Here is a 25,309-nt window from a genome sequence, read left to right as displayed (position 1 = left end):
GCTCAGTGCGCCTAAAGCTGGACGATCTTGACCGGCTTGGCTTCCTTCTTCTTTTTCTTACCTTTGGCATTGGCCTTGCCCTTCTTGCCACCGTTGCACTCGACGGTGGTGGTCCAGCCACTGGAGGTGAACAGTTGCTCCACCGCCTCAGCCAGATACTCACCATCAAGCCCGGGCTTGATGCCCTGGACAATGATGGACCGTTCGGCAAACACATCGGTGCGGCCGGCCATTTCCAGGCGAACCCCGGCGCTGCTGCGATTGAAGGCGGCCAAGCGCGCCTTGGCGGCTTGCTCGGCGGCTGACTTGTTGGGGTAGATATGCCGGTCGGTATGGACCGCTGGCAGGCCGTTCGGCAGGTCGTCGTTGTCCAGCTCGACCACCTTAAGCGCGCCGGACTTTTTGTCCTGGTGCTTGGTGCGTACTGCCTTTTGCGTATTGCGGTCGCCGAGACGGAATTGATAGCGGCTCAAATCAGCGCGCCTCAGAACCACAGGGCTCAGGTTCTTACCGCTGGCTGTCTGGCCACCTTGCCGAGGCATGACCAACAGCTTGCCGTCGGCCAGCTTAGCCGTGCAGTCATATTGTTTGGCAAGGCGGGTGATGAAGTTGTAATCCGACTCGTTGAGCTGGTCGACTCGAGGCACCTTGGCTTGCACCGGGCACACCGGCTGCCAACCATTGCGAGCGGCTACGTCGCGGACAATCTGCTGCAGGGGCACGTTTTCCCAAGACCCACTGCGCACGGTCTTGCCGCTGCCACGCATGTCACTGGCTTTACCCCGGATCACCATCGTGTCAGGCGGCCCCGACAACTCGATCTCGTCGACGGTGTAGCGCCCCAGACGGGTCAGGGCCTGACCGGTATATCCCAGATAAACCTCGATACCCGCCCCCCGCGTAGGCAGCGCAACCGCTTGATCACGATCATCGATCCGCAACTCGAAGTCATCCGAATCCATGCCCGGCTTGTCCGAGGTGCGCAGACTCAATAATCGATCATTGATCAACGCGGTGATGTCCTTGCCGTCCGCAACGATGCGATAGGTCGGCTTCATGGTGATACTCCAGAAAAGAGAAACCCCGCACGGAGCGGGGCTTGTGACGTGCGACGGTGCTGGTTAATCCCACAGCTGGATATCCTCCAGCGTCTGCGCCGGCAGATCCGGCAGCACGATGATCACCCCAGCGCGAAACGGTTGAGGCTCATCGGCCAGGCCTTGATTGGCGGCGAGCACGGCCTCCACCGTGCCATTCAGATGGCCGTAGTAGTGATGACAAACGGTGTCCAATAGATCCCCGTCAGACGTTCTGCAGGTCGTCGCCATAGCTCACAAACTCCAGTGAAAAGGATTGCTTACGCGGAATACCACCCGCCAGCAGGTTGCTTTGATCTTCCTCAATGTTGAGCAGGCACCAGGTGCCGAGCACTTCGCCGTAGCCGGTAGTCAGGTTTACCGGCTGCAGACGTCGCCCGATGGTGCGCAAGGTGTCCAGCTGTTTGAGCCCACCTTTGAAGCCCGGAAAAATCACGCCCTTAAGGTTGATCTTGTCCTCTCCCTGGCCGACCGCCTGCTGAGCGATGCTGCGTGTCAGACGTTCCTGGCCTGCCCAACGAAACGACGTTTGCCGACGTAGTTCCTCGAAAGCCGCCGTATCCAGGTTGAAGTAGTACGGCTGCGAGTTCGGCTCCAGGGGCTGCATGATCAGCAGGTGCGGGAACGGCTTCACCGCCTCGGCCACAGGCGTCAGCTGTGGCGCAAATGAACCCGTGGGCATGATGTTGCTCAGCGAGGGGCTGACCTGGCCAGCGATGCGATTAATTGCTGCACCCGCCTTTCCGGCCTGCTCCTTGAGCGAACCCAGCCGCTCTTGGACTTGGCCGGCAGCGGTGACGGCTTGGTTGTACTTCGCCGCCACCTGGCCCACGGTGGACTGCGCCGCGTTGATTGCCCGCATGGTCCGCTGCATCTTGGCGCCGATGGCAGGCCCAATGAAGGGCACCCCTTCCAGCTCCGAGGCGGCGCCCGTCATGTCGCTGATGGCGCCGTTGAGCGGACCCAGCATCCCGTCGAGACTGGTACGGCCGGACTCCCCCGCTGCAAGCAGCGACTTCAGCACCGATTGCATTTGCTCCATGTAGGCCATGGCACCTCCTTAAACGTGGGGGGCATCGAACAACTGGCTCGACGACTGTCGAGCGAGCGTCTCCCGAGAGAAAGCTTCCATGAGCTGACGCAAATGCGGCTCCAGCTCCCGAGCCAGCTGCGCAGGATCTTTAACATCGCCTTGGACGGTGATGGAGACATTCGGCGCAAAGCTGAAAGCTTGCTCAACCTTTGGCAGCACGGGCGGTGTGGGATCAGCTGGCTTGGCGACCTCGGGAGGCTTGGCCTCTTCCGCCTTGGCCTCACTGCCAAACCAGGACTTACCCAAGAAGCTGCCGATGCTTTCGCCGCCCAGGCCGCCCAGCGCGGCACCGATTGCGCCGCCGATGGCCGTACCGATGATTGGCACCACCGAACCGATCGCGGCCCCCGCTGCACCGCCGGCCAGGGCGCCCGCAAAACCACCCGCAGCACCGCCATACCCCTCGGCTTTTTCGTCTTGAGTCGTGGCATTGAGCGCGGTATCGATAACTCCCACCCCGGCATCCAATACCGAACCGCCGGGGAGACGCTTGGTGGCTCGGGTGACGCCCCTGAACGATTGAACCGCACGGCCGAGCGAGCCATCGGGCACCGCCTCCGCTGCAGCGGCGATAGGCGCAGCAGCCAACAGGCCAACCTTTGGCATCATAGAGACGGCGGCAGGAGCCGATACGGACGGGATGCTCGACGCCCGGCCGGGCAATCGGCGACGTGGGAGGGTCCCGATGCCGGAACGGCGGCCACGTCGCCCACGCTGACGTCTGCCTGCACCGTCGGCGCCTGAGCCTGGACCAGAGCCTGCTCGACCTATCGCATCGGCGTTGACGACGAATACACGTTGCGGCTCAGTGCTCAGCCCCCCACTGGAATCATTGCCCGCTCCCATCAGCTTACCGAGTACGCCGAGGCCCTTATCCACCGTCTTGATACCGGTTTTCGGAGCTTTGGCAGCAGCATCACCAAGGGCACCCACGCCTCGCTCCATCGCCCGGCCACGCGAGATGTTGTACAACCCCTTGCCAATCTTCACCGCGCTGGCGGCCGTCTTGAGGGCCAACAAGCCGGCGGTGATGGCAGCAATGCCCAGCACCACCGGCTGCGAGCCATCGGAAAGCTTGGTCAGCCCACGCACGATTGAGGTCAGCCCCTGGGCGACCGCATCGGTCGCCGGGCGGATGGCGTCTCCCACGCTGCGCATGCCATCGCTAACCGCCTGGCCTAGCTCGTCCCACATCTGTTTCGACGTTTCGCGCCGCTCGGCCAGGTTCTTATCGAGGATCCCCCCAGAAGACTGCGAATCCTTTTTCAACTGCTCGTACAGCGACTTGTTTTGCGAGTAGGCCGTGAGCGCTGCCTTGACCTGCATGTCGGCGAACAGGTCACCGGTACGTAGGGATTTCTCCAGCGCATCGAGCGCCGCCTTGGCCTTCTCCGGATCCGTCTCCTTGCTGATCTTGGCCTGGGCCTCGGCCATCTTCGCGGCTTTCGCCGGGTCGGTGGCCTGGATGTATTTCATCGCCAGGGCGAAGCTGGATTCCAGGGTCGACATGCCCTTCTGAATGCCAGTGTTCAGGGAGCCTTGATAGTCAATGCCGGCGTCCTTGTACGCCTTGACCACGTCGCCCGAACCGATTTTCTCCATCCAGTTTTTCAGGTTGTTGGCCGCTTCGTCCGAGCCGCCGGCCGTTTTCATCTGGACTTGAAGCATCGCGCCCAAGGAGCTGACCGCCTCCATGCCGGTGCTTCCGTTCTTCTCCATGCTGGCCAGCAGTTGCGGGAACCACCGGGCCATATCACTGGCCTCGAAGCTACCAGCCTGCCCTTGGTAGGCAATGGCCTCCAGGGCCTGCTGCATCACCTTGGGATCAGTGATCTTGGCGTTCTGCTGCAGCGCCATGATCATGCTGGCCGTGTCGACGCCGGAGGCGCCCTGGCCGATGGCAAACTTCGCCGCCGTCGGCGCGTAGGCCATGGCCTGCTTGAGGTCCATACCGGCACCGACCAGCTGGTTCACCAGGTCTGCGACGTCGTTACGGGCCATGCCGGTATCGCGAGAGGTCTGGATTACTGTCTGGCTAAGCTGTGTTTCTTGCGGCTTGTTGACCACATCCGCCTTGATCGCGATGTCGCGGATGATCGCCTGATAATCCGCGCTGACCTTGGTCGGAATCGCCGCCAGGCCTGTGGCGACAACACCCTGACCAATGCTCGACGTGATTCCTTTCTTGCCGGCATCGAGCTGCTGGTGACCTTTGAGCTGCAGATCGGCGGCTTTAGCTGCACGGCCGAGGCGCTGGTACTCCTGCCCCAGCCTGCCCACCTCCACGCCCTGTTTACGCAGGGCGTCAAGGTTGCCGTTGAGCTTGCGCAACAGACCATCCGCCGAAGCAGCACCGGTGTCGTGCGCCCGCTTCCATTCATCGCGCAGGCGGATGGTTTCGCCAATGGTGCTCTTGAGCACCTTGGCCTTGCTGCCTTTTTCCTCCAGCTTTTTGATGTGGCCATCGACCGTGCGGAAGGCAGACGCCATCGTCGAACTGACGGCGCCACCAATCACCAGCGATAACGCCAGTTTGCTAGCCATCGTCTACCCCTTTTTTCAGTCTGAGAGCCACCAGACCATGTCGGAGAACGGCATGGCGAGAATTTCAGCGGCGGAAAAATTCAGTTCGGCGGCTAGACGCTTAGCCAGTTGCTTCTGCACCTTGGGGTTGAAATTCATCTTCTCGCACCAGGCGAAAATAGCCGGCCTGTATGCGGTTGAAGTCCTTCAGCGTCAAGCCATCCAGATCCTTAATCCCGACTTCGGCCAGGGAGGCGAACAAGTTCAGATCTTGTTGCTCCTCATCATTGGGCGCTGTCTGGCGGGCAATGCGAAGGTCACGCACGGTCGGTGTTCGGAGGCTCAGCGTATCGACACGCACGCCGTTGGCTTCTGATGGCACAGTCAGTTTTACGGTGACGCGGTCAGCGCTCAGGGTCATCCAGCTTGGGATTGCAGTACTGCTCATAGAGGTGTGTCCTTAAACAGAGGAACCATCGCCCAGGCGACTCGCCAGGCGGGATATCAAGAAGGGTTAAAGGCCCAAGGCGGAACGCTGCGCGGCCAGCTGATCAACGCCATTAATTACGCGGCGCATGCCGATGGGGTCGATCTCGTAGACGGTTCGGCCGTCCACTTCGAGCTTGTAGTACGTCAGCCCGATGGAGTGCTTGATCTCGGCCTTGTCGCCCGGTTTCCAGTCGCCCATGTCGACTTCTTTCAACGTGCCGCGCAGGGTGACGATGACCGGCGTGACTTTGCCCTTGAGCCCTTTATAGGCCCCTCGGAACGTACCGTTGAACGCCGTGCCGTCGGCCAAGCCGAAGAACTTCAACGACTCACGGCGTACGCCAGTGGTAGTAAAGTTCGCTTCCTGTTTTTCCATGCCCATGTCCAGCTCGACCGGCGCATCCATGCCGCCGCCGCGATGCTCTTCCATCTTGAGCGTGAGCTTGGGCAGCGTCAGGCTCGGCACATCGCCCTGGAAGCTGACGCCGTCAGCGAACAAGTTCAGGTTCGCCAGGGTTTCGGGAATCATTGCCATTGAGGTCGCTCCTTAAGCGGCGGTGTCGAGCACTTCGGTCAGCCATTGATTGGTGACCTCTACGCGGAAGTTGGGGTTTTCTGCCGGCGGAACATCGGTGAAGCGGATGTTCCAATACACCTTGCCCTGTTCCAGCTGGCTGGCCGTGTTCAGCTCCGGGTCGGCATACACCTCGAAGTTGATGATTGCGCCTTGGGCTTTCAGGTCGCGCATGAACGCTTGCAGACCTTCGGTCACGTCCTTGATGTAAGTCGCGGTGATGGAACGGTCGACCGCCCATTTGTGGCCGTAGAGGATCGCGTCCATGACGATGTCCATCGTCCGTACGCGAGTGACGAACGCCCACTTCGGATCGCTCGACAGCGTGCGGTTGCCCCAAAGGCGGAAACCATCATCACGGATAATCGTGGTGATGTTGGCGTTGTTGAGCAGGTTGGCCCGGCAGGTTTCGTCACCATCCAAAAACTCAATCGGGCGAGAGGTGCCGGTGATACCGACAAACTCCTTGTTCGAAGGCGAAGCCCAGAAGCCGTATTCGCTGTCGGTCCAGGCAAACAAGCCAGCCACCCAGGCCGAGCCCGGTGCATCGACCGTGGCGTCCGCCGTGGTGTCCCAGTACTGCACGCCTGGATCAACCAGGTACGCCCGCTTGGCGCCGAAGTTCTCGGCGTAAGCCATCACCGCCTCATCGGTGGTGTTCGGGCCGTCGAGGATGGCGAGCCCTCGCAACTTGTCGGCCAGCGCGACCAACGCGGTACCGACAGCCTGTGTCGCGCTGTGCTTGGGCGTTACCAACAGCCGCGGCTGCGCGTTGAACCGGCTCTTGCCGTCCAGCAGCGCCTGTAGGCCGGTACGCTTGCCGTCAGCCAGAACGCCGCCGATGATTGCCGAGGTCTGTGCAGCCGGATCGGCCAACTGGGCCACACCACAGGCGACGATCACCGCCTTGGCCCGGGTGTAAATGGCCTTGCAGGCTTTGGTGATCGCCGAGTCGGCGCCGAAGGCTGCCACTGCTTCGCGCTCATTGGTGATCACCACCAGGTCATTCGGCTGCGCGCTGTAGGCCGGCGCCGGCACGAAGGTATCAACCAGTCCAATGATCGAGGACGAAGGCAACGCAATGACACGAGCGCCGGTGTCGACGTTCGTAGTGGTAACGCCGTGAAAGAAGCTCATAGATTCTCCAGATACGAAAAAGCCCCGCAGTGCGAGGCCTTGTTTTTGGTGAAGCGGAAAAGAAAACGCCCCGTCAGTGCGGGGCGCTTATTGGACCTGGCCAGCCAGCCAAAGGGGCGGCGGCGGTCGATGATCAATCAACGGGAACTCGCCCGCTTCCGGCCAGTTGCGAAGCGCGCGACGGTACGCCTGAAGCTCGATATATTGGTCGGCAGCCAATGTAGGCTCTACGCCTTCTTCCAGTTCATCGCGATGGCGTGTCACAACCCCATCAGTAAGCGAAAGTTGATTATCACGCCAAGCCCGCTCGATACCCGCTAGCTCCTCTACGGTCGGCTGTGGCGGGTCCTGCAACTCCGGTCGGCCATCAGCACCCTTTCCAATGATCTTGACCTCCTGGCGCCGCTCGAATAGTGCTGCGTGATCTTCTTCAGATATTTCGATGCCCCCGTTATCCGTTACCTCGAAGGCAAATCGACCATCTTCCTCAATCCATTTAGCGAACATAGGTACCCTCAATAGCCAATGGCTAGCCAGTTGTAGCCACCCACAGTTACAGACGAACTATTGCTCGCCACACTCGTTATGTAGCCCGTAAAACCTGTACGGGTCGGTTGTCCGCACTGACAAACGCTTGGATTCGGTGCCCCACTGGCCCCGGCATACATGGCCCCCACGAACATACAAGCTGTAGGAAATGCAGTCGGAAAAGTTACCGGCACTGTTCCTGTTGCGGTGTCCGTTGATGCGTGTCCAATTTTGAACGTCCAGCCACTGGGCAAAATTTGGTGGCCGTTAGCTCCGAAGATCGCTGCAAACAACGATGACGATCTCAGACATTCAAGGCTTGCGTGGGCACGCCACATCGCACCGTCCGACACCAGCAAAATGTCAGACCCAACGGCCATGGTGTAAGGCGTCGGGACGGAAACGTTATTGATAGCCAGTGAGTCACCTGCCAACAGCGCCAACTTGGCCGCATCGACCGCGCTTGAAGTCGTAATAAGAATTGCCGCCCCCTTGGGTAGGGTACTTGCCTTCGGCAATGTCAACGTGCCGCCTGCTGACATTTCAATTCGTGTGCCGACGTGCGCCGCCGTTAAGGTGACATTGCCTCCTGCAATCCCTGCACTACTGGCAAAACTGCCCTTTTCGCGCTGTACGAACTCTGAAGTTGCCAACAATTTGCTGTTGTCGAATTGCGCCGGGGTGGTCCAGTTGGGGCCAGACATGACGGCCGCGTATTTCAGCGAGACACTGCCGCCCATTAGCCGCCACAGCGAGTCGATGCGAATAAACTCGGCGGTATCACCTTGAGCCATGGAGATGTTGCCGACGAAGTTAATGGCATCGATTGAATCGCCAGCGGCGGCCTTTACCGTTACCGCGCCCATGCTGCACAGTATCTTGACCACCGCTCCCCGTGGAATTAGCCCGCCAGTTGGGAGAGTGGCGGTCACTGACCCAGCGCTACCAAACGCAGCCACTTTGCCAATGTCAGCGGCGGTTAGTGTCGTCGTCGCCGTGTAGTTGGTGTAATCCCGGTATTCAAGCCCCATCCTCTTTACAAACTCGGAAGTGGCCAGCGCCTTCGAGTTATCAAACTGAGGCGGAGTGTTTGCCGTTGGGTTCACCAACGCCGGGGAATTTATGGTTGCGAACCCCTGGGTGATGTTCTGAAAAGTCAGCGACGTGGTACCTAGGACAATCGCCCCATCCGTTACCAACTGCCACCGAGTGTCGGCCAGCGTAGCGCCTTGCTCAACGGACAGAATCATCGCCGAGGTAACTTCAGCACTGCTGTCAGCATCCGGCGCACGCTGCCATGCCGCTACGCCAACAATGTAGATGCCGTTGTCCTTGGAGGCCGCTTGATTCTTCACCAACACCCGGTCGCCTGCTAGCAGGCTCACGCCGTCGATGGTCTGAAGCCCAGTCAACGCTATATTGGCCGTGGTCGCTACGCGCACCGACTGCTTGTTATCGAGTTTGTTCAGTTCTTCCTGGATTCGTCTTTCGACAAACTCCCGTGTCGCCAACACCACAGAAGGGTCAATCTTCAACGTGATGTTGCCCGTGCTGCTGACAATGAAGTTCATCCGAACGACTTGGGTCCTGCCCGAGCCCTGCGACATGATCGGCTTAAAACTCGGCGGGCAGTTCGCGACCGCCACCAGGTCCCCGTCAGCGTCGTACAGACCGATTTCACGAATCCAGTATCCACCCTCATCGGCCGGAATCACTTGCTCGGCGACAATCACCGCCGGATTGACTGGGTCAATAAAAAGCTGATTCAGCGGTCGGCGGCGCCATTCGTTGATAAGAGACGTTTGCGCAGCGCTTGGAACCGGGTCGGTGCCGTTGGCGTCACCCACGCCCATTTCGGTAAGTTTCCACGGAACGCCAAGGGCATCGGCGTTCGCCTGTTTCGCCGCTCCCACGTTCGTGAGAATCGCGAAAAATTGCGAGGTCTGATCAATCATTAGTAAACGTCCAAGGTGTCTATGGTGTGTTCGCGCCCTACCACGCCGATGGATCCGGTGACTTCAATGTCACGCAGGATCGGCGGGTACACGTCGATTTCGTCGCCCTCATACAGGGCAACACCGATGTTCAATTTCCCTCGGGTTTCGAGGCTGATCGCTAATCCGGTCATGTGGCGACTGACCGGCCGGGCGTCATCGATCAGCCACGTCAGTTCCTGATAGGTTTCTTCGCTGATGCCTTCATCGGAAACACCGATCTTCAAGGCGAACGTTCCCGGCACCCCCATAGGTTGAGTCTTGAACCACTCCACTACCTCGATGAGATAGCCGAACGGCTCCACCACACGGCGCAAGGCGCCTATGGTGCCCTTGTGGGCATGGACGTAGAACGAAGAGCGAATCACCGAGCGCTTGACCTCTTCGGGCCAGGCCTCGTCCCAGCGGTCCACGGACCAGGCCCAAGCCAGTTGGTAAAGCAGGTGCGCCGGGCAGGTGTCCGGGTTGTATAGGGTTCTGAGCGGTATTTCCGTTGTTTCGTCGATAGCCGCCTCAATGGCCCGCTCAAGCTGAGTGCTGTTGAGGGGAAGCAAACTTTTCATTTACCACCCCGCTTTATGGTGAACCCCGCGCACCACGCTGCCTGGGCCTTGGTTGGACGGATGTCTACCCATCCAGGAATCTCGACTCGGGCCACGCCGCTGACGTGGATCTGTGCATCAATCGCCGAACGGGCCACCTCAACGCCCAAGCGGCGCCGGGGGTTAATCCAGGCCTGCAAGCGCGCATTGCACTCGGCAAGTGCTGCCTCGTTTTCAGGGCCTGTACCGGCCATGTACACCACGGCATCGATTCGATAAGGCAGGATCTCGGCGCCCTGCACTGTCAGCCGATCAGCAACAGGCCGCCGATCCTCGTCGTTGAGGTGAGTGTCGACTTCGGCCAACAACTCGGGGCTGGCCGTACCATCGCCCTCCAGGGACAGCACCGTCACGACCACCTCGGCCGGCGCCGGGCTTTCGGCCGTGGCATCGGCCACCAGGCCCGAGGCGTTACGGGCATGCAGGATGTAACTGTTCCGTGGCCCGGCAGTGGTCAGCCCTTCGTACCTCAATTGGATACGCTCGCGCAGTGCGTCGTAGCTTTCCAGCACCGCCGATACTGGCGGCACGGCGGTCAAGTCCTCAGCCTGAATGACCAGGCGCTCAAGATTCACGTTGGCGGCCAACTGCACCAGGTCAGCACCAGTGGCATGAGCCACAAACAGTGCCTTGGCCGCGTCGTTGACCCTCGCCCGATTCTGCATGCGTCGATAGGCGCCCAGCTCCAGCAGCTTGGTCACCGGATCGCTTTCAAGGAAAGCGGTCCAGTTGTCGCCCATGTACTCGCGGAACGTCGCCAGCTCGCCCTGATACAGCTCTTCAAAATCCAGACTCTCCAGCACCTGTGGCGCCGGTAATGCCGAAAGGTCGATAGTGCTCATGCGTTCACCTCCAGCACCACGCCATCACCAATGTAAGAGCCCGTCAGTTGCAAGGTGATCTGTCCATCCACCACCGCAACGACCCGGACACGCTCAAGCTTCAAACGGGGCTCCCAGCGCCCTAGGGCACGAGCAACCTCGGCCTGTACCGCGCTTTTCCAGCCCTCATTAACTGACAGGTCGACATAGCGACGCATTTGGCTGCCGTACTCTGGCCGCATGCGGCGGCTGCCGACAGGCGTGCTCAAAATGTCCTCAATGGACTGCCGCAAATGCGCCTGCCCGGACAGCGGCTGCCCCGTGCGACGGTCCACTCCGATCATGGAATTACTCCGTCAGCTGTTGCATATCCGGGTGGGCCTTGAGAAAGGCGTATTGATCATCGCCGCAGGCTGTGACCTGGCCGGCGATGATCGGCAAGCTGCTGCCGTCCGGCATGATCAGCGTGCGTGAGGTGTATCGGGTGTCACGAAACACTCGTGCCGGTCCGATGGGGGCCGACGACTCGGTTTGGACGGGCTCAGGCACCGTCGCGACGGCAGTTGGCCGCTCGGTGTCTGTTCGCGTTTTGCTCATTTGGGTAGCTCCAGAAATGCGAAAGCCCGCACTTGGCGGGCTGTGGATAAATGTCGGAGTCAGTGTTTGTGGTTCGGCGTGTTGCCACCGGTATCGATGATTTTTCCGCCGCCGTTGATATCGCCCGTGACCTGCAACGGGCCGTTGATCAGCACATTGCCCGTCAGGGTGATATCGCCTGCCGTGGCGTTTATCTCGCTGTCCGTTACGACCACTTCGGTTCCGCCGACTTTGATCGTCACGGTACCGCTTGGCACGGTGATGGTGTAGGTGCCGGCCTGCCAGTCATAGACCAGCGAGCCCCCATCCTCGAAACGCCATACCTCGACGTGGTCGCGGTTGTCCGGCGGTGCCCCGGCATCGCCATAGAGGCCGGGGATAAATGTGCCCTGCGCCACATCGCCGCTGGCACTTACCAGAGTTCCCTGCTCGCCCATGCTGGGCGCTCGCCAATGACGGGCTTTGCCGGCTGCGATGCTGTGCCATCGCACCCAGGCACTGACCCAGTCCCCATCCGACACCCGACATGCGGGTGGCGAAGCGGTCAGATCCAGCGCGACCACATAACAATCCTTGACCAGGCCGGCCAGCATGCGGTCATGCTGCGCGCTGGGGTAGCTCATGCCATTTCCTCCGGTGGCTGATAGCTTCCTTCGCTGCCAGGGCCAGTGTCTGGGCTGAAGCCCCAGAGTAAAGTACCCGGCGGTTGATTCGGCCACGGCCACTCTTCCTTGCCTAGGTAAATGCCCTGGGTCCACTCGACGACCCACACCGCATAGCTGTCGAGCTCCGGCCGGGTCCAGTCCTGTGATGCCTGGATGAACTCTGCAGGCTCGACCGCCAATCCCCACGTCTGCATGCGCAGCAAAATAATCAGCTGAGCCGCGATGAATGCCGCTACCTGCTGACAGCGTTCGTGATCGCTGCCGACAATGATGCGTGCTTCGAATCGCGCCTCGACACCGACTTCGCCAGTGCCGGGGTCCCGACCGGGCTCCAGTTCGACCAGTTCGAGCACCACAGCGGGAATGGGTACGTGCTGCAACATGTCAGGCATGGTGCAGATGTATGCCAAGCCGGGGATAGCCTGGGCGATCTGTTCTTCGATGGCTGAGTAAAGATGGCCGAGAGGAATGATGGGATCAGACATGGGCTGATTTCCTCAAGTATTTTTGCAGCTCGAAATTCATCTCCTGCTCCAGGATCTCAAGCAGTCGCTGATGCGCACGACGCGACCATTCCTCAAAGTGAGGCCGCACGTCGTCGAGCGATATTTTGGCCTTGGCCAGTGGATAGCGGCTGCCGTTCTCGGCAATCCAGCCCGAACTTGGCCCACCGCCGCCTGACACGTCACTGTCGGGATAGTCGCTTGCTCTGAAGTGTTTACTGGCGGTACGAATCCATATGTCAGGCGCGCCGCCATAAACGGTCTTATAGAACGCCCCCTGATACTTGCGACCCGCGACAGATACGCCAGAGCGGCCCTGTCGTACCCTGCCTGCGCGACTGGCCTCAATGGGATTGACGCCAAACCACAACTTGGCTTGCTCGTTGGAGTTGACTGGGTAAGCCTTTAGTCGCTGACGCACAGCGGCGATGGCGATTCGAGCTTGCCGGCCTACCGTTCGTGCAACGTGAGTGCGCAACCAACGCAGCGTCTTATTCAGGGCTCGCCGTTGAGCTGCACGGGCGGCTTGTGGAACAAGAGCGGCAAAGTCGGAGAACGCCTCCTTATCGGCTTGAGCCAGTTGCAGCGTGAACAGACCGGAACTGGCCGAGGATTTGACATGACTGCCGACGCTCATCGCACCTCCCGAAGAATCAAGTTGACCCAACCGGTGCCATCCGGCTCACGTTTGACGATGACATAACGCCCGCCACCGTCTTCTGGCATCAGTTGGACAGTGATTAACTGGCCATCCGAAATGAGGTGGGCATCAACAATACGGACGGCGAACACTGGCTCGCGTATACCGGTATTGATCCTTCCCACCTTTGGTTGCAACCAGGGCGCCGCGAAGAATCCCGGCACTGGTAAGTCGCGACCGTCGACCAGAGCCTCGTCGCCCAGGACATCCAGTAACTGCGCATCCATCGCTGCCACCTGGTCACGGAAAGCCATCAGCTATCTCCGTCATCCGATGCGGCGGATCCGGACTCCAGCTTGCCGCGCTTGGCAATGACGCCTTCTTCGAGCAACAGATCCCGGATCTCAGTGCTGGGCGGAACGTACACTTCACCTTTTCGCACCAGCTTGGCACCGTCCTGCACACAGCCTTCGATCACTACGTACTCAACTTTCGCGGCCATCTCACACCACCTTTGCAAAGACGAAGGCATTGGGCTCCAGCATCCCGGCCAGGGCTGCGCTTTGCAGCTTCAACCACCGTGCGCTTGGATCCTGAGTCACCCAGCTTTTAGGGAAACGGGCCGCTTCGACGAGGCCACTTTCAATGGCTTCGATGTCCTTGATCGCGCCATACAGCATCGCGTTTCGAGTCGAGGTCGAGCCCAGCATCAAGCCGCCGCTTGGCACCATCTGCTGTTCGTCACCGTCATCGTCCAGGTACCACTCGTCGTAGACATACAGGTCGATGCCGGGGTCGTTCAGATAGCCAAGATAGGTCACGCCATCTGGCAGCTCTTCAGGCTTGATCACGCCCATGTCCACCCGGCGAGAGTTGAGTTGCTTCAACACTGTCTCGTTGCGCTGGAAAGCATCCTGGGCTTCGCCACTGAGCACAGCGACGTTGCCGGTGCGCCCGGAATCCTTGGCAATCTGGCGCTTCCACTGCCGCAAGTTGGCAATAGGGTCGGAGTCCGCCGTGTTCCAACGCCCGGCCCCCAGCACGATTTTGTGGCTGTCCTCCATCAGAAAATCGATGGTGTCATCGACGCCATCGCCCAGCACCCGAACGCGCCCAGTGCTCAGCGCCTGGGCGCACATCCACTCTTCACGGCGAGTGATCTCGTCGTCCAGGTCGATCAGGTCGCGCCCCAACTGCTCGCCCGCTCGCTCCAGGGGAGTCCGCGAGGAGAATGGGTTATCGCCGGCAGCACGCTTGAGGATTTGTTCTGCTCGCGTCTCGCGCTTGGGCTGGATGTAGGGCGGCTTATACGTCTCAGAACTGAAGCCGTTACGCAGCGAGACACTGCCGGGCAGCGACGGGTGTACGAAAGGCGCCATCTTGCGCTGGCCCTTGATGATGTCGATGGTCACCGCCTCGGTGCCGAAGGTAACGGGGTTGCCGCCGTTGAAGAAAGTGTTCATCAAGAAGCGACGAGGCGTATTCATCTGCTCAACGGCTTCGAGCATGGTGAGGGTGTCAAAAATATCAGTCATCAGATGCTCCGGTCAGCGGATGAAAATGCAGAAAGGTCGAAGAGCGGCTTTGGCCGCAGCCAAGGTCAGGCCCTCACCGAGGTGGAGCTGGGTGCCCAGCACTTGACCCGTCAAACGAACGGGCGCGCTCTTGGCCCCGCCCGTGGTGTCTACGTCGTCGTCGAGGATGGCCGAAGGTACCTGAGAGCCGTCTTCAGCAGCGGTTTTGCACAGCACGAACTCTTTCGAACTGGTTACCTGCCCCAGGACAGAACCCCGCAGCAGGGTCTGGCCAGCTGCGATCAAGCCGGTGTCCATTGCAATGGGAAAGTCACCGGCAGAAAGGTGGCTCGGCTGGTAGGTTTTACGTTCCGGGTTGCTCATGAATGTCTCCTGTCAGCGGCGCGAAGCGCCCGCAACGATTGCACTGACGGCTGCCTGGCGTTCGCCCTGCTTGCCATCACCGCTTGGGGTTGTAGCCGTGACGCCCTGTGCATCGTTCTTGATCGCAGAAAGGGAAATCCCGCGATCCTGGGCGGCTTTGAACAATTGCAAGGCTGTGGCCTCGACCGTAGTGCCCGCGTCAATCGCCGCTTCGATATCTTTCTCGAAGCCTTTGCTGGCCAGGGCGTTAATGCCCTTGATGCGATCACGTTCTGCAGCGGCGCCTTCGGCTCGAATGGCGCCGAGGTCGGGCTGCTGGGCCTGGGCGATTTCGATGGAGTTCGGATCAGTGCCGGCGGCCAGCGCAGTACGCAGCTCCGCCGTGGTATGTACGGTGGTCATGGTGGTTTTCCTTGGGACAGTGATGGCCGGTTTGGCCAGTTCGGTGATGAGGGATTCAAGCGAGCCCAACCGATGGGCCAGACCCGACTCAACAGCGGCGGCTCCGACGCGTAATCCGCCGAAGTCACCCATTGCGGGGACCTTGGCGGCGTCGGTGCTCAGGTTTCGCGCCACCTTGCCGACGAAGACTTCACCGAGGGCATCCACGGTTTCACCGATCTTGGCGCGCCCTTCTTCGGTTGCGAGATCGGGCCGCTTGTTCGGGGCGTTGCTGCTAACGATCTGATAGCGTTTGCGACCGTTGGCAGCGTCACTTTCAACGACAGCCTCAACGACAACGCCGATGCTCCCGGCCAGACTGGCTTCGTCGATGACGATCTCGTGCGCTGCCGAGGCGATCCAGTACGCAGCGCTGGCCCCAATGCCGCCGATGTACGCGACGATCCGCTTGCGCTCTCGACCCGCGAATATCATCTCGGCCAGTTCATTGATGCCGGAGGCAACACCGCCTGGGCTGTCGATGTTTAGCACAATCGAACGGACCTTGGGATCGTCCAGCGCTCGCTGGATGTCCGTGCCCAGGACCTGGGTGCTGGTAGCGCCACTGATTTCAGTGAACATGTTTGCGTAGCGAAAGATTGGCCCAGTGATGGGAATCACCGCCACGCCGTTTCGCATCGTGACTTTACGGGTATCTTCAAGCCGCTCGCCGCGCCGGGTTGCCAGGGCCATCGGATCGCCCATGCGGTCGGCGATGGTCAGCAAGCTATCCAGGGCGTCAGGCAGCATTAGCCAGGGCTGCGACGCAGCCAGCTCAAGTGCTCGAGGCATATTCAGTCCTCTTCGGATTTAGGGTCGGGCGGGTTCTCCAGCCCGCCCTTGGGCAGGGCCTGCAGGTTTTTAGCGCGGCGTTGCTCCACTTCCCGTACACGCTGACGGAACACCTGCTGCCAGGGCTCGCCGGTCATGGCCGCTGTTTCGAGGGTTTCGTTGCTAACGCCAATTTCGATGCGCTTACCGGCCGCGTTGGCTTCCTTCAGCTCATCAATAGCCCCACGGGCCGGACCGATCCAAATGGCCTGACAGTAGGCCTTACGTTTGGCTGGGTCGCCGTAGCCCGGTAGGTCGATCAGGCCCCTAGCCACGGCTTCGTCGATAATCAGCTCACGGCTTGGCTGGCAGAAATCACAGGCAAGCCACCAACGACGCAGACTGTAGAAACGCCAAGCCTGAAGCATGGCGGCGCGGGCCGCGCTGTAGCTGCTACTGTAATGGAGCAAGAGCTCTTCAAGTGGCAGCTCCAGGGCAGCGCCGATCTCTTTCACCACGGCGGTGAAGAAGGGATCAAACTGGGCATTGGGTCGGCCTGGGTTCGCTACGACTGGCTCTTCACCAACGCCGAGATCAATCACGGCCCCCTCGCCTAGGGCCAGCTCGCCATCGGTGGTGTCATCGCCTTCAGGGCGCTCGTCCGCCAACGCAGTCATCGGCAGGTTGCCGGTTGGGAAATCAGAGCTCTTTTTGATGAACACCGTCAACATTGCCGAGATCACAGCGGCCATAAGCTCCGCGCTGCTGTAACGCTCCAGCTTTTGCAGCGGCTCCAGCACAGGCGCCAGGTAGGGAGCCCCGCGCTTCTGACCTGGACGTTCCTTGTCCGCCAGGACGTGCAACACACGCCGTCGGCCTGTCTCCTCACCGAACGCGGTAAGTCGCTCCCAGCTCAGTGGCTTGCCGGCCAGATGCTCGCCGGGATAGCCAGTACAGACGTGATAGGCCACGGGCGCGCCCAGCGAATCGAACTCAACGCCATCAACCAGATTGACCCGGTCCATACCGCCGTTCGGATTGCCGACCCGATCCGACTCGATCAGTTGCAGTCGCGTGCTGAAGACACAGCCCGGCCGCTCCTGATCCGGGCTGGCAACCAACACATCACCAGCGACCAGCGACGACACCAAGACCAAGGCTTGCAGCTGGTAATGATTGAGGGTCGCTTCGGCATCACACTCCCTCGGATCATCGGCATACAACGACCAAAGCCGGTCCAACCGGCCATTGAGTTCATCTGCCTGCTCTTCGGTAAGGCCTAGGGCCTCATGGTCCACCTGGGCGCGGCACACCAGCCCGGTGCCCACGACATTGGTGCGCAACCGGGTGATGGCAGCGCGGGCTATCAGGTGGTTACGCATGGCGTCCCTGGACCTGGCCACCAGCATTCGCCGCTCGCTCTGATTGAAGTCTCGTCGCGGACTCCCGAGGCCAGGTATCCAGCTGGCCATGCTGCGCAGCATGCGCGAAGCGCCTCGCCAGCGAGTTTCAACACCGCCGCCACCGCCCTGAGCAACAATCTGCTGGCCGCCCACCGAAGCCCTGGCCACCTTAATGGCCTCGCGCATCAGCAGATCGGCCGGGCCTTCACGCTTACTGAATGGCCACATGATCAAATCCCCAGATACGAGACACGATTGCGGCCTCGGCCACGCAGCGCAGCCTGTTCGTTGGCGACTTCCTGGGCATATTGTTTCTCCAGCAGGCGCAAGCTGTTGAGCTCTGCCAGCTGTACTTCACGATCAGCCCGGCGCAGGCGCTGACCTTTTTTCAGGACGTCAGAAATTGCCGCCCTAACTTCAGCTAGGCGCTGTTGTGCGTCAGTCATGGTTGATTTCCTTAATAGCCCGCTCGACTGCGGGTGCCCCGCCCACGAGCGACTACTCGGCGCGGTACCGGTGCGACCGGTTGTTCGGTGTTGAACAGCGTTGGCTGCATCAGTTGCTGTTCCAACTGGTCCCACTCGTGGTCACGTAGCAGATGAGTTTTCAAGCTACGTGCGGCGTGCAGGGCATACACCTCGCAGTCCAGGGCTTCGTTGCGGCGCCCGGCTTTTTTCTGCCAGACCATCTTGCTGGGGTTACGCGCATGCGGCGCCAGCACTTCGTTGGTGAGCTGTTCGTAGTAATCCGAACGAATCTCGCTGTACCAGTGCATGCGCCCCGGTCCGATACCCTTCAAGCGCAGACGGCCATCGATCAGCGTCTTGGCCTTGTGCGTGCCAACGATGTGCACCCGCAGGCCATATTTCGCCGCTTTGGTGTTGTCCTGCGATGTGTCCACAGACTGCGGTGGTTTGGTAAAGATTTCCTTATCGCGGCTGTCAATCGAAGCGCCCTTGATCGCCATGATGTTGAAGCGCTGCCGATCACGGACATAGCTGTAAACGGCATCGCTTGTATTACCGTCCGAGCTGTCGATGCTGACCGCCGACACCGCGAGGTGCGCGCCGCCCTCGGTAGGGATTGGCTGAGCGATGACCCGATCCAACTCCTGCCAGACGCTGTCGTGGGGGTCGATTGGGTTGCCGTGTAGCTCACCCCAATAGAGCCGCCAGGACTCTTCGCCGCGCCCCCATCCGGTGATGACCAACGCCAGACGATCACCTTGCACATCCACACCCACGGTGACCAACAACACGCCCCTGGGCGCTGTCAGTTCGGCATATGGCTCGGCCCGCTTCTCCAGTTCGTCTGTCTTGGGCGCGTCGCTTTGGTACTCGTAGCTTTCGCCCTTGGAGCTGTTCACAAAGGCAATCATCGGGCCGATGTTGCCTTGCGCCGCTGCGTGTTCGGCCTGGAGCTTTTTCTCCATCAACGCCTGGAAGCGTGAGCCCCAAAAGGTAGCGTACAGCTCATTGAGGATGTAGCCGGCTATCCCGCGAAACTCAGCCGTGGCCTGCCAGCGCCCGTGCTTGAGGTTCGCGTTCTTCTGGTTGTCGTCCCAAATCGCACCGCAATGTGGGCACGAATAGAACGCCTTCTCCGGCCGTTTTTTGCCGTAGACCTCGTGGTGATACTCGGGGTCTTCATCGCAGTGAAGGTTGTCAAAGCTCAGCGCATGTTCCTGGCCGCATTCGTGACAAGTCACCAAGCCGATGCGCTTGTCTGACAGCTCCAGCTCCGCATCAATCGCCGACAGCCCTTTGATCGTTGGTGTGCCGCCGATGATGATCTTGGAACGGCGAAAGGTTTTCAGACGCTCCTTGGCGAGCTTGATGCTATCGCCCTGCCCGCGCAGGTTGAGGTTGCAGTCATCGGGCTCTTCAATGGCTACACGCGGTACCGGTGTAGATTTCACGCTGGCCGGGCTGTTGGAGCCCACCATCTTGAGGAAACCGCCAGGGAAGCGCTTAAAGTCTTGGCGCTGCTGCAACTTGCGGCTGCGCAAATCGACCTTCTTGCGAAGCCGTGGTGTCGCCTCGATCATGGGTTCGAGCTTCTCACCCACGTACTGCTTGGCGGCTTCGGCCTTGGGAAACAACACTAGTATTGGCGACGGATCGATGTCGATCCACTTGCCCAGGGCGTTACCGAGAACGCCCGACGTCCAGGCTACCTGAGCCGATTTGCGGCCGACGATCTCGGTGACCGTTGGATCGTCCAGCGCCTCCAGAGGGCCGCCGGGCCAGGTCAGGTGAGGCGTGACGTTGAAGCGATATTTGCCGGGGCGGGCTGACTCTTCTGGCGCCAGCCAGCGGTATTTTTCCGCCCATTCGATAATGCTCATGCGCGGCGGCGGTGCCCACTTCCGGCAGGCGCCGCGCAGCGCGTTAATCGCCGTCTTTTTCAAGGCCCTCCGGATCGTCCGGTTCGTCAGAATCTCCATCTGACTGGGCATCATCCTTGTCATAGTCTGACAGCCTCCTCAGGATGGTTTCGATGGGGTCGGCGATCAGGCGCTCGTCAACTTCAACGCCGTAGCGCGCCGACAGTTGCTCCGCCAACTCATCCGGAAATGAATTGAGCAGCTCGACTTTGGCTGCCGTGATCATTGCCTCAAAGCGTCCGATCAGATCCGCCGCGATTACGACTTCGCCCAAATCCTTGGCCAGCGCCAGCTCTTCACGATTGGCCCTGACCCGGTCGAGCCGGTCACGAGAGGATTCTTTTTTGCCGTTGAGCGCGGCCTGTTGCATCAGCCACTGGATCACCGCTTCGGTGTCGTACTGGTTTTCGTTGCCCCGGCCCAGGCCGAACTCGATTACCGGCATGCCGTCGCTCTGCCAACGGGTCAGCGTGCGTTCATCGCGGCCGACGATCTCGCTCAACTCGGCTTTGCTGACTGTTCTTCCCATCGCTAACCCCTTGAAAAGACGGACATCCCTGCAAAAAACTCAGCTGCAGGGAATCCGCGAGTTCGGTAACCCGTGTAGGGGGCGGGCCAAGGGGAGGACCCAGAAAACTCCCCTCCCCCTACCCCTGCCCCGCGTTGCTTGATGCCTCGGTGACACCCAATCGTTTCGCTACCCAGCGTTCGTACAGGCCAATCGCAACGTCGGCGCCGGCCATCGCCGTCAAACATCCCAAGGCGCCCGCCGTCCATATCGACATGCCGGCGGCGATCATCAACATCATCGCCGTCACCCCGCAGGCGATACAGGCACCGGATCGAAGGGCGAGGCGCCGCAGCAATGCCCAGCCCCGCGCCCCGTCCTTGTCGGCCCGCCACATCTCCCCCGATACGCCGCCAACCAAGGCCAGGAGAATCACTAACCAGATCGGCATCTCTGCCAGTGCTTGCTGTTCGTTCGTCATTGCCCCGCCCCTTAAACGCAAAAACCCGGCGCAAGGGCCGGGTTTGGTGTGTAGTGCCTGCCGCTTTATGCGGTCGCACCTATCGAAGATGAGTACTTTTTACAGGTCGATTCCGGTGGCAGCAAGCCGGTTTTAATGCCACCCCATCAATAAGGGGTCAACGCAAGGTCAATGTGGGGGTAATGCACGGGTAATGCGCGGCGGGGCATAGTTATCGCGGCTTCCAGCGCCTTTTGGCGCTGTCCTTCCTGTCCCACTATCTAGGGTCGAAGTAGGACAGCTACAGACGCCTAGAATCGGGGCCTGCCCCACTGTCCTACTTTATTTCTCTTCTCTCCCGTAAAGAGAAAAAGCTAAGAGCACGCGTGCGCGCCATGGGCGCGTATGCGCTCCCGCTACGCTCACACATGGGCGGGACGTGCGGAAAGGCTGGACAGTAGGACAGCTCAACAACAGCGCGGCCCGCGCTTGTCCAACTGCATCAAACAGCAGTGGGACAAGGCGAGCCGGTAGGACAGCCACGGACGCAAACAAGGTCAAGCAGCGACCCCCATCAGCAGCCAATAGATGCACAGGTGCGCGTCGTGCAGGCGCTGGTAGTAGGTGTCACGCCCGCAGTTGCAGTGGGCATACTTCAGGCGCATGTCCGAGTCCTGATTACAGTAGTGTTCACGCACGATCTGCACATGCAGCGGATCGAGATGCTTGGTCACAATCAGCTCGATATCCAGCGAGCCCTCCAACGGGGCACGAAACGCCCGCCGGCCTCGAATCAGTTGCCCATTGCTCTCCATCATCATGGCGACCATGTTCCCACCGGCGAGCCCGCCGGCACTCAGGCCGCAATGCAGATCCTCGGCCCATTTACGCAGCCGCGCATCGATCTCTTTAATCATCGAAACATGGCTCCTTGACCGGCTGCACTTTCAGGTTCGATGCCCTGCCCCAATCTTGTGGCTTCTTGTATCCCCATGGCCGAACGCCGCTCTTAGGCAACGCGGGTAGCCGGACCTTACGCCAACCCAACCGGTGCATAATCGCCCCAACTCGCATCTGCTCTGGCTTGCCCCAGTGGCCGTAATCCAGCTTCAACGCCCCCAGCAGAATGTCGGTGCCGGTTGCGGTCTCGCCAATCTGAGACTCTTCGAGCCAAGACAGGATCGGGCCTTCCCATTCATCCACCACAAAGCGCTCTTCCTGCGCCTCGGCGAACAGCGGCGCCTCCTCCCGGTTGACCCACCAGATATCGCCGGACTGATAGCAAAACATCGCCTCGGCCCACAGCTGGTCGCGGATCTCGCGCAACTTATCAAGGTCCACCTTGGTACAAGCAACCGGCCAATATCGACGGTTGCCGGTGGCATCCTTCAGGTATTCATCCTGGTTCGTCGTACCCACGAAAACACACTGGCGTGGCACGTCCATCGTTCTGCGGCCATAGCTCTCGCGGTAAGTGTCCGTCGAGGCGGAGAAGAACTGCTTCGCCTTGGTGGACTCGGCCTTGTTGAAACTGTCCAGCTCCCCCAGCTCAACGATCCACTTGCCGCGAATCGCCTGGAATCCATCCTTGTCGCCCAAGGCGAAAGGGGTATCCATAAACCAGGCACCACCCAGCACCGACATGGCCGTGGATTTACCGGCGCCCTGCGCGCCTTCGAGGATCATCACCGAGTCAGCCTTGCAGCCCGGCTGCATCACCCGGCCGACCGCCGACACCATCCAGCGCTTACCGACCTTGGAGCTGTAATCTGTCGGGGCTACGCCCATGATGTCTGTCAACCAGGTGTCGAGCCGGGGTACCCGATCCCACTCCAGGCCATTGAGATAATCGCGTACCGGGTGAAAGGCATGGTCATGTGCCACAACACTGACAGCCTCAATAACGCTGCTCGCCTTGACCCGCAGATTGTACTGTTGCGCGAGCCACTTCATGACCAGCATGTCATCAATATCAGCCCAATCGCCGACACCGCCGCCATACGGGGCAGCACGCAGCTTGACGATCTTGGAGCTGAACGCACTGAAGCCAATCACACCGGCCCAACGTTCGTCGTTGCCCAGGATCAGCTCTACGTTTTGCATGTGCGCGATCAACATGCCGTTTTCCGTGCGGGCCAACTGGTCTTTCCAGCCGCCCGCTGCAGGTGGCTTGACCACTGCCAGAATCTGGCGGCGCACCGCCTCCAATCCTTCAGCACAGTGCAGGTCGTTGAAGTCGGTCCACTTGTCCTCTCGCTCCCCCGAAAAGATCGGGCCTACTACCTGACCACCTACAACCGTTGCCGCGTTGTTGGCCTTCTCCTCACCTGGGTTCCAGGGCTCGCCATTCGGGCGCTTGGTTTTCCAGTCATCATCCCGGCAGATGATTAGTGGACGCCCCGGGAACCGCTCGCGCATTGCCTTGGAGACCGTCATGAGGTTGCCCGCATCAAAGGCAATGGCGACCGTCAACGAGGTCGCCATGTGCAGGCTCGCACCGGTGGCATAGCCCTCACACACCAACACTGGCTCGCCCGGTTCAGGGTGCGGCCCAATGAGGTGGAAGGCGCCTTCCTTCGCCATCCCATAGGGCCAGTAAGACTTGTCGCGGCCAGTGTCCTCTTGCTTCTCGGGGAATATCACTTGTAACCCGACGATCTGGTCCCGAGCGTTTTGCATGGGCACCAAAACCGCGCCGGAGCGCGGGGCATAACGAACACCGAGGCCTACAATCTGCTTTCGATCCAGATAAGCGCTACGACCTTTCTCGGGCATCCGCTTGAACAAACCAGCAGCACGGTTAGCCGCTCGACGGGCAGCGTTGGCAGCCTTCTCGGCGGCCTTGCGCTTGGCTTCCTCCTGACGAGCGCGCATGACTTCACGCTCTTCAGGCGTCATCCGGCCGGGCTTCACCTTGATCTTTTGCGTTTCGCCTGTACGCCAGTCGCCGAACGCACCGAAGATCAAAGTTTCGCCTTTCTCGGTGTGGTGCTCGTGTAGAACGTACCAGCCGTTTTTCTCTTTGCCCTTATCCAGCGCGGTCTTGCATCGAGTCAGCTTGCCGTAAAGCAGTGGCTGCGCGGGCTCCAGACCGAAGTCCGCAAATTGATTCAGCACGTCATCGAGCATGGCGAGCCTCTCGCATCTCATCAATGGACTGGCAGTTCACACACTGCGTGCAACCCTGCTGGGCCAGTCGCCGCGCCTCGGGGATCGGATCGTCACAGCTTTCACAGAACAACAACGAATGTCCAGGCAACGCCGGCTTGAATGCACTGCGTGCAGCAAGCGCCTGATCGATGCGCTCCTGCACCAAGTCATTGGCGAAATCAGCAATGTCAGCCACGGCCGTCACCCCGCGTTGTCTGGTTGACGTACGTGGCCCGGTTGAACAAACCCAGCAGCCCTTGGATCCCTCGAAACACCTGCAGGCGGATCGCTGCCAGCTCATGATCGCTGACCACCCCATCGCCAATGCTCTTGGCCCAGGTATCAGCCAGATCAGCCACCTGTCGAAAATATTCGGCGAGGCCGATGGTCAGGGTTTCCGGCATGTCAGTGGTGTACACCTCAGACAGCTCATGCCAGATCGTATCGCCGACCAAGGCATGCACCGCATCCAGAATGCGCCTGTCCTTTGTCAGCTCGAGGATCTCGCCAAACTCTTGAATGTTTACCGAGTGGCTGGGGTGCGTGGGGGACAGCTTGTGCTGCAGCGTGGTGGGGTTTCGTCCGGTGGTGGCAGCAATTGCAGCGGCGCCGCCTGGGTAGTCCCGTGCGGCATGGTAGAGCGCCAGATCGAGCGGCAGAACTTCCCGCTGTGCTCGTTCGACGCAACTCAGAGCGATTCGGCTCATGGCATTAATCCTTATAAGTTGCCAGTGCCGCGCGACATGCAGTGGTGATACATTTGCCGCGTGGCTTGAAAGGGCCCAAACGCCGGCTAGATCTTAGGGATCGACACCGGCACCGTGCCGGGGCGAACAATCCGTTGCTCACCCCTGGCGCAACAGCTGCCCAATCTGTGCTGGAGAAGGCAGCAACACCAAGGCTTCCGAGCCTTGGGAAAGCGCGATAAGGGAGGTGGTTTGCATGTGGTGTGCCCGCCTACCTTTTCGCGACCCGACAGCGCTGTGGTGGTGCGTGTCGGGAGGAACTGGGCGACCTTAGGTCGCCTTT

The 25,309-nt window shown here is 60.3% G+C and carries 30 protein-coding genes; all 30 read right to left on the bottom strand.

All coding sequences use genetic code 11. The annotated features are described in order from the left end of the window. Nucleotides 1-11 precede the first annotated feature (11 nt). The 30 genes from J3P97_RS07365 to J3P97_RS07220 all read right to left on the bottom strand — a co-directional run bounded on the left by J3P97_RS07365 (nt 12) and on the right by J3P97_RS07220 (nt 24,987). Complete coding sequence (locus J3P97_RS07365; RefSeq protein WP_434673815.1) at nt 12-1,058, bottom strand: phage late control D family protein; 1,047 nt, start codon at nt 1,056-1,058, stop codon at nt 12-14. A 63-nt stretch (nt 1,059-1,121) separates the two neighbouring features. Then, nucleotides 1,122-1,328, bottom strand: a complete 207-nt coding sequence (locus J3P97_RS07360) for a tail protein X (protein WP_135846590.1) — start codon at nt 1,326-1,328, stop codon at nt 1,122-1,124. After that, nucleotides 1,303-2,148, bottom strand: a complete 846-nt coding sequence (locus tag J3P97_RS07355; protein ID WP_434673814.1) for a phage tail protein — start codon at nt 2,146-2,148, stop codon at nt 1,303-1,305. The genes J3P97_RS07360 and J3P97_RS07355 overlap by 26 nt, the downstream gene beginning before the upstream one ends. A gap of 9 nt (nt 2,149-2,157) precedes the next feature. Then, nucleotides 2,158-4,734 carry a phage tail tape measure protein gene (locus tag J3P97_RS07350; RefSeq protein WP_434673813.1) on the bottom strand — a complete coding sequence of 859 codons (2,577 nt, stop codon included), beginning with the start codon at nt 4,732-4,734 and terminating at the stop codon, nt 2,158-2,160. Nucleotides 4,735-4,834: 100 nt separating this feature from the next. Then, entirely contained in the window at nt 4,835-5,161 is a 327-nt protein-coding gene (locus J3P97_RS07345; protein WP_434673812.1) for a phage tail assembly protein, read from the bottom strand. Between the two features lie 66 nt (nt 5,162-5,227). Continuing rightward, complete coding sequence (locus tag J3P97_RS07340; protein WP_043041982.1) at nt 5,228-5,737, bottom strand: phage major tail tube protein; 510 nt, start codon at nt 5,735-5,737, stop codon at nt 5,228-5,230. A 12-nt stretch (nt 5,738-5,749) separates the two neighbouring features. Beyond that, nucleotides 5,750-6,913 (bottom strand): phage tail sheath subtilisin-like domain-containing protein, encoded by a 1,164-nt coding sequence (locus tag J3P97_RS07335; protein WP_434673811.1) that lies wholly within the window; start codon nt 6,911-6,913, stop codon nt 5,750-5,752. Nucleotides 6,914-7,000: 87 nt separating this feature from the next. Then, nucleotides 7,001-7,420, bottom strand: a complete 420-nt coding sequence (locus tag J3P97_RS07330) for an ATP-binding protein (RefSeq protein ID WP_434673810.1) — start codon at nt 7,418-7,420, stop codon at nt 7,001-7,003. An 8-nt stretch (nt 7,421-7,428) separates the two neighbouring features. Further along, on the bottom strand, nt 7,429-9,396 hold the full coding sequence (locus J3P97_RS07325; RefSeq protein ID WP_434673809.1) for a phage tail protein: 1,968 nt from the start codon (nt 9,394-9,396) through the stop codon (nt 7,429-7,431). Beyond that, a complete protein-coding gene (locus tag J3P97_RS07320; protein ID WP_434673808.1) occupies nt 9,396-9,998 on the bottom strand; it encodes a phage tail protein I in 603 nt (200 codons plus the stop codon). Before J3P97_RS07320 ends, J3P97_RS07325 begins: the two co-directional genes overlap by 1 nt. Then, on the bottom strand, nt 9,995-10,879 hold the full coding sequence (locus tag J3P97_RS07315) for a baseplate assembly protein (protein WP_434673807.1): 885 nt from the start codon (nt 10,877-10,879) through the stop codon (nt 9,995-9,997). The genes J3P97_RS07320 and J3P97_RS07315 overlap by 4 nt, the downstream gene beginning before the upstream one ends. Next, nucleotides 10,876-11,202 (bottom strand): GPW/gp25 family protein, encoded by a 327-nt coding sequence (locus J3P97_RS07310; protein ID WP_434673806.1) that lies wholly within the window; start codon nt 11,200-11,202, stop codon nt 10,876-10,878. Before J3P97_RS07310 ends, J3P97_RS07315 begins: the two co-directional genes overlap by 4 nt. 4 nt (nt 11,203-11,206) lie before the next feature. Continuing rightward, a complete protein-coding gene (locus J3P97_RS07305) occupies nt 11,207-11,455 on the bottom strand; it encodes a hypothetical protein (protein ID WP_434673805.1) in 249 nt (82 codons plus the stop codon). A gap of 59 nt (nt 11,456-11,514) precedes the next feature. Next, nucleotides 11,515-12,078, bottom strand: coding sequence for a phage baseplate assembly protein V (locus J3P97_RS07300; RefSeq protein WP_081352406.1), 564 nt, complete (start codon nt 12,076-12,078; stop codon nt 11,515-11,517). Then, on the bottom strand, nt 12,075-12,605 hold the full coding sequence (locus tag J3P97_RS07295) for a hypothetical protein (RefSeq protein WP_434673804.1): 531 nt from the start codon (nt 12,603-12,605) through the stop codon (nt 12,075-12,077). Before J3P97_RS07295 ends, J3P97_RS07300 begins: the two co-directional genes overlap by 4 nt. Then, a complete protein-coding gene (locus tag J3P97_RS07290; RefSeq protein ID WP_434673803.1) occupies nt 12,598-13,260 on the bottom strand; it encodes a hypothetical protein in 663 nt (220 codons plus the stop codon). The genes J3P97_RS07295 and J3P97_RS07290 overlap by 8 nt, the downstream gene beginning before the upstream one ends. Further along, nucleotides 13,257-13,577, bottom strand: a complete 321-nt coding sequence (locus J3P97_RS07285) for a head-tail joining protein (RefSeq protein WP_434673802.1) — start codon at nt 13,575-13,577, stop codon at nt 13,257-13,259. The genes J3P97_RS07290 and J3P97_RS07285 overlap by 4 nt, the downstream gene beginning before the upstream one ends. Next, the gene (locus J3P97_RS07280; RefSeq protein ID WP_316912881.1) at nt 13,577-13,765 is read right to left on the bottom strand and encodes a hypothetical protein; all 189 of its coding nucleotides are present in this window, start codon (nt 13,763-13,765) and stop codon (nt 13,577-13,579) included. The genes J3P97_RS07285 and J3P97_RS07280 overlap by 1 nt, the downstream gene beginning before the upstream one ends. Nucleotide 13,766: 1 nt before the next feature. Continuing rightward, the gene (locus J3P97_RS07275; protein WP_176688289.1) at nt 13,767-14,798 is read right to left on the bottom strand and encodes a major capsid protein; all 1,032 of its coding nucleotides are present in this window, start codon (nt 14,796-14,798) and stop codon (nt 13,767-13,769) included. Between the two features lie 12 nt (nt 14,799-14,810). Beyond that, entirely contained in the window at nt 14,811-15,161 is a 351-nt protein-coding gene (locus J3P97_RS07270; protein ID WP_434673801.1) for a head decoration protein, read from the bottom strand. Between the two features lie 12 nt (nt 15,162-15,173). Beyond that, on the bottom strand, nt 15,174-16,394 hold the full coding sequence (locus tag J3P97_RS07265) for a S49 family peptidase (protein WP_434673800.1): 1,221 nt from the start codon (nt 16,392-16,394) through the stop codon (nt 15,174-15,176). Nucleotides 16,395-16,396: 2 nt separating this feature from the next. After that, a complete protein-coding gene (locus tag J3P97_RS07260; protein WP_434673799.1) occupies nt 16,397-18,004 on the bottom strand; it encodes a phage portal protein in 1,608 nt (535 codons plus the stop codon). Nucleotides 18,005-18,006: 2 nt separating this feature from the next. Further along, on the bottom strand, nt 18,007-18,222 hold the full coding sequence (locus J3P97_RS07255) for a hypothetical protein (protein WP_135846607.1): 216 nt from the start codon (nt 18,220-18,222) through the stop codon (nt 18,007-18,009). An 11-nt stretch (nt 18,223-18,233) separates the two neighbouring features. Further along, a complete protein-coding gene (locus tag J3P97_RS07250) occupies nt 18,234-20,123 on the bottom strand; it encodes a phage terminase large subunit family protein (RefSeq protein WP_434673798.1) in 1,890 nt (629 codons plus the stop codon). Between the two features lie 43 nt (nt 20,124-20,166). Continuing rightward, nucleotides 20,167-20,691: a terminase small subunit gene (locus J3P97_RS07245; RefSeq protein WP_434673797.1), complete on the bottom strand. Its 525-nt coding sequence runs from the start codon at nt 20,689-20,691 to the stop codon at nt 20,167-20,169. Between the two features lie 118 nt (nt 20,692-20,809). Further along, nucleotides 20,810-21,151: a phage holin family protein gene (locus J3P97_RS07240; RefSeq protein WP_135846610.1), complete on the bottom strand. Its 342-nt coding sequence runs from the start codon at nt 21,149-21,151 to the stop codon at nt 20,810-20,812. Nucleotides 21,152-21,687: 536 nt separating this feature from the next. Beyond that, a complete protein-coding gene (locus tag J3P97_RS07235) occupies nt 21,688-22,047 on the bottom strand; it encodes a hypothetical protein (protein ID WP_434673796.1) in 360 nt (119 codons plus the stop codon). Beyond that, on the bottom strand, nt 22,040-24,259 hold the full coding sequence (locus tag J3P97_RS07230; RefSeq protein WP_434673795.1) for a VapE domain-containing protein: 2,220 nt from the start codon (nt 24,257-24,259) through the stop codon (nt 22,040-22,042). Before J3P97_RS07230 ends, J3P97_RS07235 begins: the two co-directional genes overlap by 8 nt. Beyond that, the gene (locus J3P97_RS07225; protein ID WP_014339657.1) at nt 24,249-24,476 is read right to left on the bottom strand and encodes a TraR/DksA family transcriptional regulator; all 228 of its coding nucleotides are present in this window, start codon (nt 24,474-24,476) and stop codon (nt 24,249-24,251) included. The genes J3P97_RS07230 and J3P97_RS07225 overlap by 11 nt, the downstream gene beginning before the upstream one ends. Continuing rightward, complete coding sequence (locus J3P97_RS07220; protein ID WP_014339658.1) at nt 24,469-24,987, bottom strand: phage regulatory CII family protein; 519 nt, start codon at nt 24,985-24,987, stop codon at nt 24,469-24,471. The genes J3P97_RS07225 and J3P97_RS07220 overlap by 8 nt, the downstream gene beginning before the upstream one ends. Nucleotides 24,988-25,309: the final 322 nt, after the last annotated feature.

Origin of the sequence: Pseudomonas sp. R1-15, from assembly GCF_051132085.1 — a bacterium.
Classification (GTDB): Bacteria; Pseudomonadota; Gammaproteobacteria; order Pseudomonadales; family Pseudomonadaceae; genus Aquipseudomonas.
Note: the sequence above shows the minus strand (reverse complement) of the source record. Positions and strands in the feature narration are given on the sequence as shown.